This is a genomic window from Polaribacter sp. MED152 (genome assembly GCF_000152945.2).
Taxonomy (GTDB): Bacteria; Bacteroidota; Bacteroidia; order Flavobacteriales; family Flavobacteriaceae; genus Polaribacter.
On the sequence record NC_020830.1, the window covers coordinates 1,415,778 to 1,432,529 of the forward strand.

The 16,752-nt window shown below is 29.3% G+C and carries 15 protein-coding genes; 9 read left to right on the forward strand and 6 right to left on the reverse strand.

Annotated elements, in window-relative coordinates:
- Positions 1-2 precede the first annotated feature (2 nt).
- The 3 genes from MED152_RS06240 to MED152_RS06250 all read left to right on the forward strand — a co-directional run bounded on the left by MED152_RS06240 (position 3) and on the right by MED152_RS06250 (position 3,715).
- Complete coding sequence (locus MED152_RS06240) at positions 3-1,511, forward strand: peptide MFS transporter (RefSeq protein ID WP_015481011.1); 1,509 nt, start codon at positions 3-5, stop codon at positions 1,509-1,511.
- 69 nt (positions 1,512-1,580) lie between these two features.
- Positions 1,581-3,155 carry a peptide MFS transporter gene (locus tag MED152_RS06245; RefSeq protein ID WP_015481012.1) on the forward strand — a complete coding sequence of 525 codons (1,575 nt, stop codon included), beginning with the start codon at positions 1,581-1,583 and terminating at the stop codon, positions 3,153-3,155.
- Positions 3,156-3,190: 35 nt separating this feature from the next.
- Positions 3,191-3,715 carry a DUF255 domain-containing protein gene (locus MED152_RS06250; RefSeq protein WP_015481013.1) on the forward strand — a complete coding sequence of 175 codons (525 nt, stop codon included), beginning with the start codon at positions 3,191-3,193 and terminating at the stop codon, positions 3,713-3,715.
- Here MED152_RS06250 and MED152_RS06255 read toward each other — a convergent pair.
- From MED152_RS06255 to surE, 5 genes are read right to left on the reverse strand one after another with little or no spacing between them, the layout of a single operon-like run.
- On the reverse strand, positions 3,712-5,727 hold the full coding sequence (locus tag MED152_RS06255) for a ComEC/Rec2 family competence protein (protein ID WP_015481014.1): 2,016 nt from the start codon (positions 5,725-5,727) through the stop codon (positions 3,712-3,714). The genes MED152_RS06250 and MED152_RS06255 overlap by 4 nt on opposite strands.
- A 35-nt stretch (positions 5,728-5,762) precedes the next feature.
- Positions 5,763-6,200, reverse strand: coding sequence for a C40 family peptidase (locus tag MED152_RS06260; protein ID WP_238559167.1), 438 nt, complete (start codon positions 6,198-6,200; stop codon positions 5,763-5,765).
- Positions 6,201-6,238: 38 nt separating this feature from the next.
- Positions 6,239-7,357, reverse strand: coding sequence for a lipid-A-disaccharide synthase (gene lpxB / locus MED152_RS06265; protein WP_015481016.1), 1,119 nt, complete (start codon positions 7,355-7,357; stop codon positions 6,239-6,241).
- Positions 7,357-7,644, reverse strand: coding sequence for a hypothetical protein (locus tag MED152_RS06270; protein WP_015481017.1), 288 nt, complete (start codon positions 7,642-7,644; stop codon positions 7,357-7,359). Before MED152_RS06270 ends, lpxB begins: the two co-directional genes overlap by 1 nt.
- Positions 7,632-8,402, reverse strand: a complete 771-nt coding sequence (gene surE / locus MED152_RS06275; protein WP_015481018.1) for a 5'/3'-nucleotidase SurE — start codon at positions 8,400-8,402, stop codon at positions 7,632-7,634. Before surE ends, MED152_RS06270 begins: the two co-directional genes overlap by 13 nt.
- A 211-nt stretch (positions 8,403-8,613) precedes the next feature.
- Between surE and MED152_RS06280 the strand changes: the two genes are divergently transcribed.
- The 3 genes from MED152_RS06280 (at position 8,614) to MED152_RS06290 (ending at position 12,496) form a co-directional block, all read left to right on the forward strand.
- Positions 8,614-10,746: a carboxy terminal-processing peptidase gene (locus tag MED152_RS06280; RefSeq protein ID WP_015481019.1), complete on the forward strand. Its 2,133-nt coding sequence runs from the start codon at positions 8,614-8,616 to the stop codon at positions 10,744-10,746.
- A gap of 70 nt (positions 10,747-10,816) precedes the next feature.
- Complete coding sequence (locus MED152_RS06285) at positions 10,817-11,266, forward strand: thioesterase family protein (protein ID WP_041383426.1); 450 nt, start codon at positions 10,817-10,819, stop codon at positions 11,264-11,266.
- Between the two features lie 222 nt (positions 11,267-11,488).
- Entirely contained in the window at positions 11,489-12,496 is a 1,008-nt protein-coding gene (locus tag MED152_RS06290) for an AraC family transcriptional regulator (protein ID WP_015481021.1), read from the forward strand.
- Between the two features lie 102 nt (positions 12,497-12,598).
- Here MED152_RS06290 and MED152_RS06295 read toward each other — a convergent pair whose 3' ends face one another.
- Positions 12,599-13,774, reverse strand: coding sequence for a DUF3095 domain-containing protein (locus MED152_RS06295; RefSeq protein ID WP_015481022.1), 1,176 nt, complete (start codon positions 13,772-13,774; stop codon positions 12,599-12,601).
- Positions 13,775-13,894: 120 nt separating this feature from the next.
- Between MED152_RS06295 and MED152_RS06300 the strand changes: the two genes are divergently transcribed.
- Genes MED152_RS06300 through MED152_RS06310 form a run of 3 tightly spaced genes read left to right on the forward strand, consistent with a single transcriptional unit; the run spans position 13,895 to position 16,687 of the window.
- Positions 13,895-14,449: an AraC family transcriptional regulator gene (locus MED152_RS06300; RefSeq protein ID WP_015481023.1), complete on the forward strand. Its 555-nt coding sequence runs from the start codon at positions 13,895-13,897 to the stop codon at positions 14,447-14,449.
- A 4-nt stretch (positions 14,450-14,453) separates the two neighbouring features.
- A complete protein-coding gene (locus MED152_RS06305) occupies positions 14,454-14,900 on the forward strand; it encodes a response regulator (RefSeq protein ID WP_015481024.1) in 447 nt (148 codons plus the stop codon).
- Positions 14,901-14,902: 2 nt separating this feature from the next.
- Positions 14,903-16,687: a CHASE3 domain-containing protein gene (locus tag MED152_RS06310; RefSeq protein ID WP_015481025.1), complete on the forward strand. Its 1,785-nt coding sequence runs from the start codon at positions 14,903-14,905 to the stop codon at positions 16,685-16,687.
- Positions 16,688-16,752 lie beyond the last annotated feature (65 nt).

Below are 16,752 nucleotides of genomic sequence, written 5' to 3' on the forward strand. Positions count from 1 at the left end.
TTATGTTAGATAAAGGAGTTAGCACAACTACAGCAGAACCAGAAATGTTTGGACATCCAAAAGGATTGTTCTATTTATTCTTTGCAGAATTATGGGAGCGTTTTAGTTTCTATGGTATGAGAGCGTTATTAACGCTTTATATGGTAAATGAAATTTTTAAAGCCATTGCAGAAAGAGATACAGCCACTGCAATTGTATATGCATCTTATGGTTCTTTAGTATATGCATCAACTGTTATTGGAGGTCAAATTTCTGATAAAATTTTAGGAATGCGTTCATCTATTTTTCTTGGAGGAATACTTATGGCTCTTGGTCATTTTGTATTGGCAGTAGAAAATGATACTGCTTTCTTTTTAGCATTAGCTTTAATTGTAGTAGGTAATGGTTTTTTTAAACCAAACATATCCACTTTTGTAGGTGCTCTTTATGAAGAGGGAGATGTTAGAAAAGACTCTGGATTTACCATTTTCTATATGGGTATTAATATTGGTGGTTTTGTTGCTCCATTACTGTGTGGTTGGTTAGCTTTAGAATATGGCTATCACTATGGTTTTGGTTTAGCTGGAATTGGAATGATGGCTGGTTTAATCTTCTTTTGGAGTGGAATAAAAAAGAATGTTTTTGGCGATAAAGGAATGCCACCAAGCCAAGAAATTTATGAGAAGAAAATAATCGGAGTTCCTCAAAAAACCTTAATTCCAATTATTGCATTTTTATTTGTACCAGTAATAGCTTATTTACTTGCTTCTTGGCAACAAAATTATGTTAGTGGAATCTTTAAATTTATTGGTTTTGCAGTTTTAGCTTATTTAGTTTATATCATGGTTAAACTAGATTCAGACGCTCGTAAAAAACTTATCATGGCAGTTTTAATTACATTTTTTATGACTTTATTTTGGGGTTTCCATGAGTTGTCTGGTAGTGTAATTACCCTATTTGCCTCTAGAAATGTAGATTTAGCAGGTATTATGAGTGCAGCTCAAACAAATGCATTAAACTCAATGTTCATTATTGTTTTAGCAATTCCAATCTCTTTACTTTGGGGATATTTAGCAAAAAGAGGTTTAAACCCAAGAACACCTTATAAGTTTGGATTAGGGTTACTTTTTGCTGGTTTATGTTTTTACATACTTTCTATCTCTGGAGCAAGTGCAGATGAAAATGGTTTAGTACCATTTGTATATCTTTTAGTTATGTATTTTATATTATCTATTGGAGAGTTATTTATGTCTCCAGTTGGCTTATCTAAAATTACGGATTTATCTCCAAAAAATATAGTTGCGTTTATGATGGGAGTTTGGTTTTTATCATCTGCTTTTGCGTTTCAAATTGTAGGATTTATTGGTGAGCAATTGGCCATAGAAAGTACAGACAAAAATGTTGGAGGCTTAGAGACCTTAACAATCTATACAGACGGATTTCATTTAATAGCTATGTATGCCTTAGGTGCAGGTGCAATTGTATTGCTATTCTCACCTTTAATGAAAAAATTATTAGGTAACGTTCACTAATTAAAAATTATATAGAAACCTCATAAACTAAAAATTTATGAGGTTTTTTGTTTTTAAAAACTACTACTTATGAGTACTGCATCAACCAAAGAATTTTCTTTACTAAATCATAAACCAGCACTATTTGTGTTGTTCTTTACAGAAATGTGGGAACGTTTTTCATACTATGGAATGCGTGCCATTTTCGTTTTATTCTTAACAGATTCTTTTGCTGATGGTGGCTGGGAATGGTCTAGAGAAAGAGCATTAGGCCTTTTAGCAATCTATACCAGTTCAGTATATATTACGCCTTTAATTGGTGGCATTATTGCAGACAAGTTATTGGGTTATCAAAAAGCAGTAGCTCTTGGTGCTTTAGTAATGACTCTTGGGCATGCTTCTATGGCTTTAGAAACAGAAACCACACTATATTTAGGTATTGCTTTTTTAATAATTGGTAATGGTCTTTTTAAACCGAATGTAACTTCAATGGTTAGTGGTTTGTATGACAAATATCCTGAGAGAAAAGATGGTGCATTTACAATATTTTATATGGGTGTTAATGCAGGTGGATTTTTAGGTGTGCTTCTATGTGGGTTTTTAGCTAATAATTTAAGTTACTCTTGGGGATTTGGTTTGGCAGGAATCTTTATGTTTTTAGGAACTTTACAATTTTGGTTTGGTAGAAACATCTTTGAAAATGTTGGTAAAGCGCCTAATAAAAATACTAAGAAAGTAGATTTAACAACAGAAGTAGATCCAAAAAATGCAATTTTAGTTGATGCTGAAGTTCAAGAAGCTACAACCAATAGAAAAATCCAAAATGATAGGTATATTGTAGTTGGGCTTTTGGCTTTTTTTACTGTATTTTTTTGGTGGGCATTTGAACAAGCAAGTGGTTCTATGAATATTTTTGCTAGAGATTATACCCAAAGAGCTTTAAGTGGTAATGCTGCTCTAACTTTTAAAATAGTAGATGTTTTAGTATCCACAGTTCCTCTTTTAATAATTTCTTGGGTGTTACTAAAATTATTCGGACAAACCTTTAAACAAATATCACTTTCAAATATCGTTTTAGGAATAAGTTTTCTAAGTATTTGGGGTTTTGTTATCTGGAAACTTTCTATCATATTTTCGTCAGAAACAACAGAAATTGAAGCTTCTTGGTTTTTAATTTTAAACTCACTTTTTATTATATTTTTGGCTCCACTATTTTCTAAATGGTGGGAAAGTAAATTCAACCCATCTGCAGCCGTAAAATTCGGAATTGGTATGATTTTACTAGGTATTGGTTTTGGAGCTTTAGCTTATGGCTCTAGTGATATTCCACAAGGAGCAAAAACAGCATCTGTAAGTTTAATATGGCTTGTATTGGCTTATTTATTTCATACAATGGGTGAACTTTGTATTTCTCCTGTAGGTTTATCTTATGTATCAAAACTAGTGCCTGCTAAGAAAATAGGTATGATGTTTGGTATTTGGTATCTAGTAAATGCAGTTGGTAATTTCTTAGCTGCAAAAACTGGTAGCTATATAGACCCAATTGTAGAGAAATATTCTATGTCTTATTTCTTTCTTATTTTTACAATAATTCCTGCAGTAGTTGGTTTAATATTTCTAGTGTTAAATCCTTTAATAAAAAAATTGATGCATGGAATTCGCTAATGAATCTTTGGCACATCATTTGCAAATAAATAATTATGAAAAAATTACTTGTTTTAATCGCTTTTACATTTGTTAGTTTTACTAGCAATGCTCAAGAAAAAATTAATTGGTTGTCTTTTGAAAAGGCCATAGAATTAAACAAAGAAAATCCAAAACTAATTTTAATAGATGTCTATACAGATTGGTGTAGTTACTGTAAAAAAATGGACAAAGAAACGTATGCCAATGCTACAATTGCAAACTACATTAATAAGAATTTCTATGCTATTAAGTTAGATGGTGAAGGTAAAGAGGATATTAATTACAAAGGATATACTTTTAAATTGAAAGGTAAAGGTAGATCTAAATTTCATGAATTATCTGCTGCTTTGATGGATGGTCAATTCTCTTATCCAACAACAATTTTCATGACAGAAAAAGAACAAGTACTTCAAAAAATACCTGGTTATTTAACTGTAGAAAGGTTTGAGAAAATATTAGCCTATTTTAATACTGAAGCATATAAAGATCAAGAATGGGCAGATTTTGAAAAGGACTTTAAGAGCAATTTAAAACGTTAATTTTTTAGAATAAAAGCGCCATTTCTAGAAGTATCATGAAAAGGGATCTTCAGTTCTTTTGAAGTAGTTTTCCATCTTTGCACATAACTTTTATAATTAGAACCATCTGCTACAATTTGCTTTGGTTCTAACTTATTTATAAGACGTTCTAAATTAATTTTAGGAGATTGTTTCAATAGTACAATTTGATTCTTAAAACCGTCTAAATCAAACACGCCTAAACTATCAATTTCTAAAATTTTCTGATGTTTAAATTGATAAATATTTGAAATATCGTTTTGATATTTAACGTCTATATCCTCATTAATTTTATAAGATTTTATTGCATTTGCTAATTTTACTTTCACTGGATCTAAGTCATGATGAATTGTGAAGGCAGTGCCATTTCTTTCGCCAAAAATGGAATTTCTAGACTTATGAAAAACAATAAATTCTTCCTTGTTTTCTGTTTGATAATTTTCAAACAAAACCAATCCTTGTAATAGTAAAACAGAAAATAAAAAGTACACTAATGATTTTGCCTTTTGATTTGTAAAGAAATAAATACCAAAAGCAATCACTAAATAAATAGAGAGCATCGCTTTAAATGAAAGTGATATTTCTGTGAATAGAAAATCTTCTTGTTTAGAAATCCAACTTACAAAGTTGTTCATCGACGAAATTATTAAACCATAAACATCTGCCAAGAATTGAGGTAAAATATTCAATAATGCCAGTAAAATAATAAGAATTCCGCCTATTAGAATCAAGCCCAAAAAAGGTACAATAATCAAATTTGATAAAATGAATAAACCTGGAAATTGATGAAAGTAAAATAAACTTAAAGGCAACACCCCTATTTGCGCTGCTAAAGAAACCGTAGTTAGTTGCCATAATTTATCAAATAAAATATTTTTAGGCTGCCATAATTTATAAAACTTGGGTTGTAGAATTACAATACCAAAAACAGCCAAATAACTCATTTGAAACCCTACATCAAGCAAAAACATGGGTTTAAAAATTAACAATAAAAACAACGATGAAATTAAAGAGAATAAAACAATGTTTTTTCTATTAAAGAACATTCCTATTGCTAAAAAAGTAAACATAGTAACTGCTCTAACAACGCTAGCTGAAAGCCCTGCAATAAAAGCAAACATCCAAAGAAAAATTACGATTAAAACAGTTTTTAAAATTTTACCCTTTTTTAATTGTTCTAAAGGTTTTAAAAGAATATTTAAAATAAGTAGCATTATACCTACATGCAAACCAGAAACTGCTAAGATGTGAATAGCGCCTGCATTTGCATAATCTTCTAATAATTCTTTAGAAATATGAACTCTTTTACCTAAAAGTAGCGCATTAATTACAGCCAATTCATCAGGTTTAAAATTGTACTTTTTTAAAGCGACATCAACCCTATTTCTGAATTCATCTGAATAACCAATCATGGTATTCTGTGTACCTTTTTGAACTAAATATTCATTTTCCTTTAAATATATATGCTGATGAATACCTTGTTTAATAAGATACTTTTTGTAATTAAATTGATAAGGATTTGATGGCTTAGAAACCTCTTGAAATTCAGGTTTCGCTATTAAAATGTTGTCAATTGAATGTTCTATTAAAGTATGGTTCTTTGCAATATTCAGTAGAACTTTGCCACAAGTTACACTCGTATCATTTTTAATAACCTTTGCTTCGTATTTATGATAATAATCGTTTGGTTTTAGAACTTTAGTTATTTTAAAAAAAGAAAGTTTTTGATAATTAACCTGTTTACTGTAATGATTGCTGTAGTTTAAATCATTGTTCAAATAAACTGATGACACACCAATAAAATAGAACAATAAAAAACTTACAAGCGTTCGCAAAACCTTTTGCTTTATCAATAATAAAAGCAAAAGCATAAGAAATAAAAATCCGATTTTTAGAAAACCAAATTGCCAAATATTAAAATAAAATTGACAAAGGATTCCTAAAATAACTTGCATAGCAAAATGCAAGGGTAAATAGGTAAGTACCTTTTTCATAGCGATTTAAAGATACTAATTTTTAATAAAAAGTTTTAAAGTATTCTGTTGATTTTTACAAAGGCTTTTCTCCAATATTTTTGAGATAAAGAAGAAACAATTACACCTCTAGAAGACGTAGAATGTATAAATTGTATTTGACCCTTTTTTGCAGAAACAATAAGGCCAACATGATTAATATTTTTATAGTTTTTACGCGTTTTAAAAAATATCAAATCACCTTTTTTAGCTTTTTTTAAAGCTACTTTTTTACCGGTTTTTGCCATGTTTTTAGAAACACGTGGTAATTTTATATTCTCTTTACCAAAAGCAACAAATACAATTCCTGAGCAATCCATACCTTTTTTGGTAGTGCCCCCAAATTTATATTTTACCCCTTTATATTTTAAGGCGTTTGCTACAATTCTATCAGCCTTTTTTCCTTTATTTTTAGTTGCGCTAACTGTACTTTTCGAAGAAGAACAGCTGCTCAAAATTAGTAGTAATAAAAAAGAAAAAGTTAGCTTTTTAATCAAGATTTGGCTTTTATATTTTCTATAATTAATTTAGCGGTTTTGGCTGATGCACCTTTACCTCCTAATTTTTTTTCTAAGTCAAAATAATCTAGAAACATTTGTTCACGATGCTGCTCATCTAGAATCTTTGTTAATTCCTTTTTTAAATTAGATTTTGTTAAATCGTTTTGAATTAGTTCTTTCACCACTTCTCTATCCATTATTAAATTAACTAAAGAAATGAATTTTAATGTGATAATTCTTTTAGCAATTTGATAAGAAATAAAACCACCCTTATAACAAACTACTTGTGGCACTTTAAAAAGTGCTGTTTCTAAAGTTGCTGTACCAGAAGCTACCAATGCTGCATAAGAAACACTTAATAAATCATAGGTTTTATTATCTATAAAACGAACTTCTCTAGAACCAATAATATTTTTATAAAAGGAAAAATCTTGGCTGGGAGCACCTGCAATAACAAAGGTATATTCTTTAAAATCATCTACTAAAGAAAGCATTACATTTAGTTTTTTAGTAATTTCTTGCTTTCTACTTCCAGGCAATAAGGCAATGATGGGCTTATCTCCTAAATTATGTTCTTTTCTAAATTCGAACTCACTTACTTGTTTTCTGCCTGCAATTGCATCAATTAATGGGTGCCCAACAAAGGTAACTTCATAATCGAATTTCTTATAAAAATCTCTTTCGAAAGGTAGTATCACAAACATATTGTCTACATCTCTCTTTATACTTTTTACTCTTGTTGCTCTACTAGCCCAAACTTGAGGAGAAATATAATAATTGGTTAAAAAACCTTTTTTCTTTGCCCATTTTGCAATTCTTAAATTAAAACCAGAATTGTCTATAAAAACAATTACATCTGGTTGAAATTCTTCAATATCCTTCTTACAAAATTCTATAAATACTAATACCTTGTTTAAATTCTTTAAAACCTCGAAAAAGCCCATAAAAGCTCTCTCTTTATAATGGCTTACTAAAAAACCTCCTGCTTTCTGCATTAAATCTCCACCCCAAAAACGAATATCTGCATCTGCATCTTCTTTGTAAATGGCTTTCATTAAATTAGAACCATGCAAATCTCCTGAAGCTTCACCTGCAATAATGTAGTATTTCATTATACGAACTTTAGAATTAGGGTAAATAATGCAATTAGAATACAAGTTAATAAAACACCTTTTGCTCTATTATCTTGATTTTTTTTAATAAAAATAAAGAAAACAAACAGATTAGGAATAGCACCTATAGACAATATTTTACCATACAAATCACCTTCTTCTATTAACTGTAAAGTTTCTGAAAAAGCTACATTAGAGAAATATTCAATATATAAATAACATCCTGCAGCTGTAGCTGCTAAGGCAACTAAAACACCTATAAGAATTTCTTTTTTTACAGTTCCCAAGAGTTTAATTTTTGAATCATATGATGTGCAGTTAAATCGAACTGAACAGGCACAATAGATATGTAACCATTTTCTAAAGCATAAACATCTGTATCTTGACCTTTATCTCTATTGACAAACTCTCCAGAAAGCCAGTAATATTCTTTACCAAAAGGGCTTTTTCGTTTGTCAAAATCCTCTTTCCAAACACCCATAGCTTGCCTACAAATCTTGGTACCTTTTATTTCTTCCTTCTTTAAATTTGGAATATTTACATTTAAAACAACACCTTCAGGCAAACCATTTAACAAAGTATTTAAAGTAATGTTTTTAACAAAATCTTCTGCTGGTTTAAAATCTGCATGCCATTTAAAATCTAGCAAAGAAAAACCAATAGCTGGTACACCTTCTATACCTGCTTCAATTGCAGCACTCATAGTACCTGAATAAATTACGTTTATAGATGAATTTGCTCCATGGTTTATACCAGAAACACATAAATCTGGCTTTTTATTTAAAATTTCGCTGATGGCCATTTTTACACAATCTGCTGGAGTTCCAGAACAAGTATATTCTAATTGAGGGCCATCATCAATAGTAATAGGATTACAAGTTAACACATTGTCTACAGTAATTGCATGCCCCATACCACTTTGTGGACTATCAGGAGCCACAACAACTACCTCTCCAATTTTATTCATAATTTTAATTAAAGCTCTTATTCCTGGAGCCGTAATTCCATCATCATTTGTTACTAAAATTAAAGGTTTCTCTTGCATTCTTATCGTTTTAAATACAAATGTAATTTATTTTAAGTTATTTTCTTTTTAACATTTTGTAAAGAATAAAAATGGCCTAAAATTGGTAACATTGTATAGCTTTAGGTTGATTATCAATAAGTAAACCTACAGATAAAAAATTTGGCATTATTTTAGTAGATTAGCAAATAGTACCAAGTAATTATTAGAGACAAATAACGACAGAAGATTTATGAAGACGAATTTTAAAATTAGCACTACCCTTTTAGCATTTTTATTACTAATTAATACTTTCTCTACAAACTCAGCAGAGATCAATGCTACAAATGATCCTGAGAAAGATAAAGTTCTAGTATATGTTTTAAAGAATATTTTAACACGTGGCCATTTTGTAGTTAAAGAAATGAACGATGATTTTTCGGAGCATGTTTACAATAGTTTTTTAGAAGGATTAGACAGCAGCAAACGTTACTTTACGCAAAAAGACATCAAAGAATTTTCGAAATACAAATATCAAATAGACAATCAGCTTTTAAGAGATGATTTAACGTTTTACAAATTGGTGTATGGTAGATTTTTAGAAAAAATTAAAAATGCAAAATCATATTATGAAGATTTATTGGCTCAGCCATTTAATTTTGATAAAAACGAAACCATAGATTTAGATTACAAGAATTTACCTTTTGCAAAAAATGATAATGAATTAATTGATTATTGGAGAAAGCAATTAAAGTTACAAACATTAAGCAGAATTCAAGAACAAACTGCAATTCAGAAAAACAAATTAGAAAAGGATAAAAACTATCCTGTAAAATCTTTTAAAACTTTAGAAAAAGAAGCAAGAGCAGAAGTTCTAAAAAATATGGAAGAGCTTTACATAAGAATAGAAGAACTAGAAAACGATGATTGGTTTTCTACTTTCTTAAACTCTGTAGTTGGCGCATTTGATCCTCATACAACTTACATGGATCCAGATATTAAAGAACGTTTTGACCAAAATATCTCTGGAAAACTAGAAGGTATAGGAGCTCGTTTACAGAAAAAAGGAATTTACACACATGTATCTGAATTGGTTGCAGGTGGCCCAGCATCTAAACAAGGAGATTTAGAGCCTGGAGATATTATTTTAAAAGTTGCACAGGGAGATGAAGAACCATTAGATATAGTTGGTATGCGTTTAGACGATGCCATTAAATTTATAAAAGGTAAAAAAGGTACAGAAGTACAACTAACAGTAAAGAAAAAAATTGATGGTTCTATTCAAGTTATTTCAATAATTAGAGATGTTGTACAATTAGACGAAACTTTTGTAAAATCTAGTATTGTAGAAAAAAATGGCAAAAAATATGCAATTATAGACTTACCAAGTTTTTACATCGACTTTTCTGATAATAATTACAGAGATTCTGCAAAAGACATGGAAAAAGAAATTGAGCGCTTAAAAGCGGAAGGTGTTTCTGGTTTAATTGTAGATTTAAGAAACAATGGTGGTGGTTCTTTAAAAACAGCCATTGAGATTTCTGGTTTATTCATTGATAAGGGACCTATTGTTCAAGTAAAATACAGAGGAGAAAATCCTATAGTTAAAGAAGATATAGACCCAACAGTTCAATGGGATGGAGCTGTAGTTGTTTTAGTAAACGAGTTTTCTGCATCAGCCTCAGAAATTTTTGCAGCTGCAATGCAAGATTATAAAAGAGGTGTTATTTTAGGAGGTAACCAAACTTATGGAAAAGGTACTGTACAGAATATATTACCTATCAATCAGTTTTATCCTAAATACGAAAAAGATTTAGGGTACTTAAAAATGACCATTCAAAAATTTTATAGAGTTAATGGTGGATCTACACAGAAAGAAGGTGTTTATTCAGATATTGCTATGCCAAGTAGATTGAGCTACATGAAATATGGCGAACGTGATTTAGATGGCGCTTTAAATTGGGACAAAGTTCCACAAGCAAAATATACTCAAACAAATACGTATGCAAACTTTAATGATGTAGTTTACAACAGTAAACAAAGAATTGCAAATAGCGAAAACTTTAAAATGGTTAATGAGTATGCAAAATGGTTAAAAGAAAATCAAGATGACACTTCTTTTTCTTTAAACTACAAACGCTTTTTTGCAGAGAATGAATTAAAGGAAAAAGAAGCTGATAAATTTAAATCGGTTTTTGATTATAAATCGAACTTAACCTTTACTTCTCCTAAATATGAAAAAGATCTTTTTAAGAATGATAAAGATTTAGCCGATAAAAGAATTGCTTGGCACAAAAATTTATCTAAAGACATGTATATTTCTGAAGCTTTAAATGTTTTAAGCGAGTTGAAACTTAGAGAGCAATCAGAAAGCATTAAAAATTAAGACTTTATATTATAAGAAATAAATAGGCCTGATGTGTTTAAAACGCATCAGGTTTTTTAATTTTACAATTATGACATACAACGTAAACTTTGCCACAAAATGGTCGGATTTTGATCCAAACAGACATATGCGTCACACAGCTTATAATGAATATGCTGCAGAAGTAAGAATTAGATATTTCTCTGCTCAAAACTTTTCGATAGAGGAATTTACCAAACATAATATTGGACCTATTCTTTTCGAAGAATACACTTCTTTTAGAAAAGAAATTCATTTAGGTGAAAATATAACTGTAAACATGAAACTTTCTGGCTTGTCAAAAAATAATGAACGTTGGAAAATTACGCATGAAGTTTTTAATGAAGCTGGTCAACTATCTGCTATCATAAAAGTATATGGTGCTTGGATAGATTTACAAAAAAGAAAACTAACTATACCTCCAAAAGAAGCTGAACATTTATTTTTGAATACTGACAAAACTGATGATTTTGAAGAGATAGTGCTAAAAAAGAAGTCTTAATTAGTTAAAAAACAGGTTTTTATAAATCAAAATTTTAATATTAAATAAATACTAAAACCACTAAATCCTTAACAAATCTTCTAAATATTGATAAAATATAACACAAAAATTGAAATCTTATAACAGATCTAAAAAATTGTGTAATGAAAAAACTTGAGTTCGGTTGTTACTTTGCAGTGTAATTAAGAAACACAATAACCTAACCTTAAAAATCAATATCACATGAAAACTATACATTTGAATTTAGCAGATAAAAAGTCAATCTTCGAAACTTTACAAACTGAATTCGGAGGAGACATTTCAAAAAGATATAGAGAAGTTGAGTTTACCCTAAACAATAAAATAGGTTCTGGTATTATTAGAGGAATTGAGTTAGAAAACGGAATTACTTTCTTAGAGTTTGACTTAGCTTGTAATGAGGATGTAAAAATTACATTACAAAATAAAACAGAACAGTTTGTAACCTTTGCTTATTGTGGAGATGGTTCTATTTCTCATAATTTTGGAAACAAAAACGAGAATCATAAAATTGAGGCGTACCAAACTTCTATTATTTCTAATATTAAATCTACAACAAACGAATTAACGTTTAAAAAAGACGAAAATGTAAAGTGTACATTAATTAATGTAAATACATTATTTGAGTCTAAAACGAACAATAAATTAAACACTTTATTTATTAAAGATAAAACATCTGACTTTTTCTATTGTGGATCTCACAACTTAAAAATTGCAGAAACTATTAAACAAATAGATAGTGTAAAAAACAAAGGTATTGTAAGAACTTTACTAATTAATGGATTGGTAAACGTTGTATTGGCTTTAGAAATTGCACAACATAATAAAGACATTAGAAATACCGATTTAAGATCTGCTTCATTAACTAAAAATGAAATGGCTCAGGTAAAAGAAATATCAGATTACATTCAAAATTACTACGATACCAACTTACAAATTTCTGAATTAGAGAAGAAAGCTGGTTTAACAGCTGCTAAATTACAAGAAGGTTTTAAATTATTACATGGTTTAACCATCTGTGATTATGTAAAATCTGTAAGATTAAAAAAATCTGAAGAGTTAATTTCTACAACAGACTTGAGTGTTTCTGAAATTGTTTACAGTTTAGGATTTAGTAGTAGAAGTTATTTTTCTAAAATATTTAAAGAAAAATATAACTGTACACCAAGTTCATATAAAAAGAAAAACAGATTAGTTGCAATTTCTGCCTAATTCATAAAAATAAATAAATCCCCCTAAAAATAAATTCGCATAGAAAACCCCACAAACCGCACTTTAGTTTCCCCCTGCTAAAAAGCACATTGACAATACATACTAAAATTTAGATATGTATTGTTTTTTTATTTTAGTCTTATACTCAATAGAGGCTGTTGTATAACCACCTTCTGTACCATCTACAAAGTGTATATGTTTCCTATCTCTATCCTCTACATAACAAGATAAAATAGATGCATATGTTTTATGCAAGCCATAAATAATTTTACCACTTAATTCTAAGCTATCTAAAAAGGTTTTAAGCTTTGCAAACTGTCTATCATCTCCAGAAATTACGGTATTTATAGAACCATCTAACATAATAGTGTCAGACAATTGGGTAACCTTGTACAAGTAACTTTTACCCGAATTAAAAAACTTAAAGTAATACTGCCCAAAAAAAGTAATTAACCAATTATTCATTAAATAACCAGATTTATACACTCCAATTCTGGTATACATTTCTTTTTTAATTTTCTTTAGAGTTGGCTTTAACTTTAGTCTTTGAATGGTTATTGGGTTTCTTTGATGCAAGTCACCAAAAATATAATCGATCTCGTTTATAATTTGATTAAAAATTTCTGCTTGCTTGGTTTCACTAGTAGCACTAATTAATAAACAGGCTATTCTTTTTGAGTTTGCTGACGGATAAATTTCATCCCATCTACATTCCATTCCTTTTAAATCAATCAATAACTTCTCTTGATCTGGTAGGTTATTCCCTTCAAATTGTTGTTTAATTTTAGATTCAGCAAATTTTAATCCATTACCTAGAATAACAGGTGTGGTTAAAAAATCATTCACTTTTAGTTTTGAAATTCTTAGTGTAAAATCGTTTTTATAAACCTCTTCTACTTCTAGAGAACCCACTCTTAAATCTAGATCTAAAGTGTTTTTAATATGTATACAATAGTCTGTTAGTACTTTTAGAACTTCTAAAATAATAGATGGTGGCACAATAAAAGTAGCTCCATCACCACCAAAGAAATATGGAATTCTAACTTCGGCATCCAGTTTTTTAATTTTATTTAAAACTGTAATAATACTTCCTGTAGCTGTTAAATTTACATCATTGTGTTTACCATTAGCAACTGCTAATGTAGAATTTTGAACATCTGTTACTACAATATGCCAGTTTTTGGGCACACTACTAAACAAATTCTCATTCTGCAATAAGTCTTTTAACGCAATTCTATTCTTTTTTATGGTTTTGTAAAAAGTAGTGTTGTCTTTCATTTAAAAAAGGTATGGCTAAAATTTATATGTTATTTAACGATTGTTTGGAGTAACAAATATATTTATTAAATAAAGATAATTATATTGCAATAAAAACTAAAAAGATCTTAATTCAGCAAAATGAAGGTATTTGTAAAGTTCGATATCAATAAAGTTTGTACTACTGTTTTAGAAAATGTACTAAATGATATTAATATAGAGCACAAAATGGTTGGTTTTGGTGAAGTAGATTTGGCAAAACCACTTACTGAAGAAGTTGCTCAGCAGTTATCTAACAAATTAGATGAGTATGGAATAGAAGTGGTTCAAAACCAAAAAAGTATCTTAGTACAAAAAATTAAAGATGCTATAGTAGACATGGTTTTTAATGAAGAAAATACAGTAAACGTAAAAAGCTCTGTATATCTTGCCGAAAAACTAGATCATAGCTATGGCTATTTAGCCAATTTATTTTCTGAAGTAACATACACTTCTATAGAAAATTTTATCATCCTCCAAAAAATAGAATATACAAAACAGCTTATTCTAAAAGGTAATTTAAGTTTAACCGAAATTGCCTTTAAACTAAATTATTCTAGTGTTGCTCATTTAAGCACACAATTCAAAAAAACAACAGGTATAACCCCTTCTTCTTTTCAAAGAATTATTAAGAAGAGGAAAGAATTGAACAGTTAAAATTATGAATGATAATTACATTAAAGTTATTTTGGCAGATGATGATGAAGATGATAGATTATTTTTTACAGATGCCTTTGAAGAATTAAAAATTACAACCAAAGTAAATACATTTAATGATGGTGTTTATTTGATGGATCATTTAAATTCTGCAGATATTACTCTTCCCGAAATTCTGTTTTTAGATTTAAATATGCCCCGAAAATCGGGTATGGATTGCCTAAAAGAAATTAGAGCCAATGATCGATTTAAAGACATTGCAGTTGCCATTTATTCTACCTCATCTTCAGAAGAAGATGTTGAAAATACCTTTGTTTTAGGCGCCAATATTTATATAAAAAAGCCAAACGATTTTAAAAAATTAAAGAAAGTGCTATCGGAAATTGTAACCATAAATTGGCAATATCACACCAATGGTTTAAACAAGGATAACTTTTTATTAAGACTTTAAAAATGGAGGTAAATACTAAGAAAAAATCTGTTTTATTTGTTCAAGCTTCATTTTTTGCTGCACTTCTTATTATAGCTATAGTTGGTGGTATTACCTATAAAACCACCAAAAACTTATCTGATGCTACAGACTTAGTAGTTCATACCTATAAGTTAAATGTAGAATTAGAGCAAATTTTATCTTATTTAAAAGATGCAGAAACAGGCCAAAGAGGTTACATTTTAACCACAGATTCTTTGTACTTAGAACCTTTTTTTAGTGGTAGAGAAAAAATAAATAACACTTTTGCTGAGCTTAAAGAACTTACTAGAAACGACAAAGTTCAACAAGAAAACCTAGTTGCATTAAGCAAACTTATTGATAATAGAATGGCTAATTTTGATAAATCTGCCACATTCATACTTTTTGATAGCCTTAAAACTGAAGATTTTGCTGAAGTTTTTCTGGAAGGTAAACATATGATGGATGCCATTCGTGATAAAATTGCATCAATGATTGCCTTAGAAAGAGCGCAATTAAGTTACAGACAAAAAGCCTACAAAAGTAGTTTAAACCTAACACCAGTATTCTTATTCGCACTAATTCTACTCTCTTTAGCCTTGGTGTTAATAGCCTATTTTAAAACCGCAAAAGATGTTAAAGATTTAAAAAGAACCAACCAAGAATTAGAAATTTTTAAAGAGTCTACCAACCAAGCAGAAATTATAAGTAGGCATGGAAATTGGGTGTATCATATAGAAAAAGGCACTTATGATTATTCAGATAATCTTTATCGATTATTAGGTGAACAACCCCAATCTTTTGAGCCTACAACAGAAAATTTTATGTCTTTTGTGCATCCAGATGATTTGGAAAAACTGCAAGAAGATGTTGCTAAAATGTTAGAAAATGAACATCTACCCTTTATACATTATAGAATTATTCAGAAAAGTGGTAATATAAGATACCTTAAGGCTTATGGCCAAACTATAGAATTAGATGGTACTCGTAAACTTTTAGGAACCACAACAGATGTTACTGACGAGATTGAAGGTATAAAGTTGTTAGAGGAAAGAAATGCAGAATTAGAAAGAAACAACAAAGAATTATCTGCATTTAATCATGTTGCTAGTCATGATTTACAAGAACCTTTGCGTAAAATTCAAACCTTCTTATCGAGATTAGTAGATACAGAAGAAAACAATCTATCAGAAAAAGGTACATTATATATTTCTAGAATACAAAATGCAGCAACAAGAATGCGTTTGTTAATAGATGATTTACTTCAATTTTCGAGAACAAATAAAATAGAAAAGAATTTTGTAACCTCTAACATTAACCTTCTTTTAGAAAATGCAAAACAAGATTTAGCTGAAGCAATTTCTGAATCTAATGCTGAAATTGTCGCAGATAATTTTCCTGTAATGGATGTAATTCCTTTTCAAATTCAGCAATTATTTTTAAATCTTATTGGTAACTCCATAAAATACCAAAGTAAAGGTACAGAGCCAAAAATTAAAATTACGTACGAACGCATTAATGCTTTAGAAGATGATAAACTAGTGAAGCCCAAAAAAGAGTTTTATCATAAGTTAGAGTTTACAGACAATGGAATTGGCTTTAGCAATGAATATGCAGAGCAAATTTTTGTACTCTTTAATAGATTGCATAACAAAAGTGATTATTCAGGAACAGGTATTGGTTTATCTATCTGTAAAAAAATTATTGAAAATCATGATGGCTATATTTTTGCTGATGGCGTTTCTGGTGAAGGAGCCACTTTTACAGTGTATTTACCTATTTCTTAAAATTGTATAACGATTTGTGGGAATTTTATAACTGATTCAGAAAATTTTGTAACACATTAAAATCA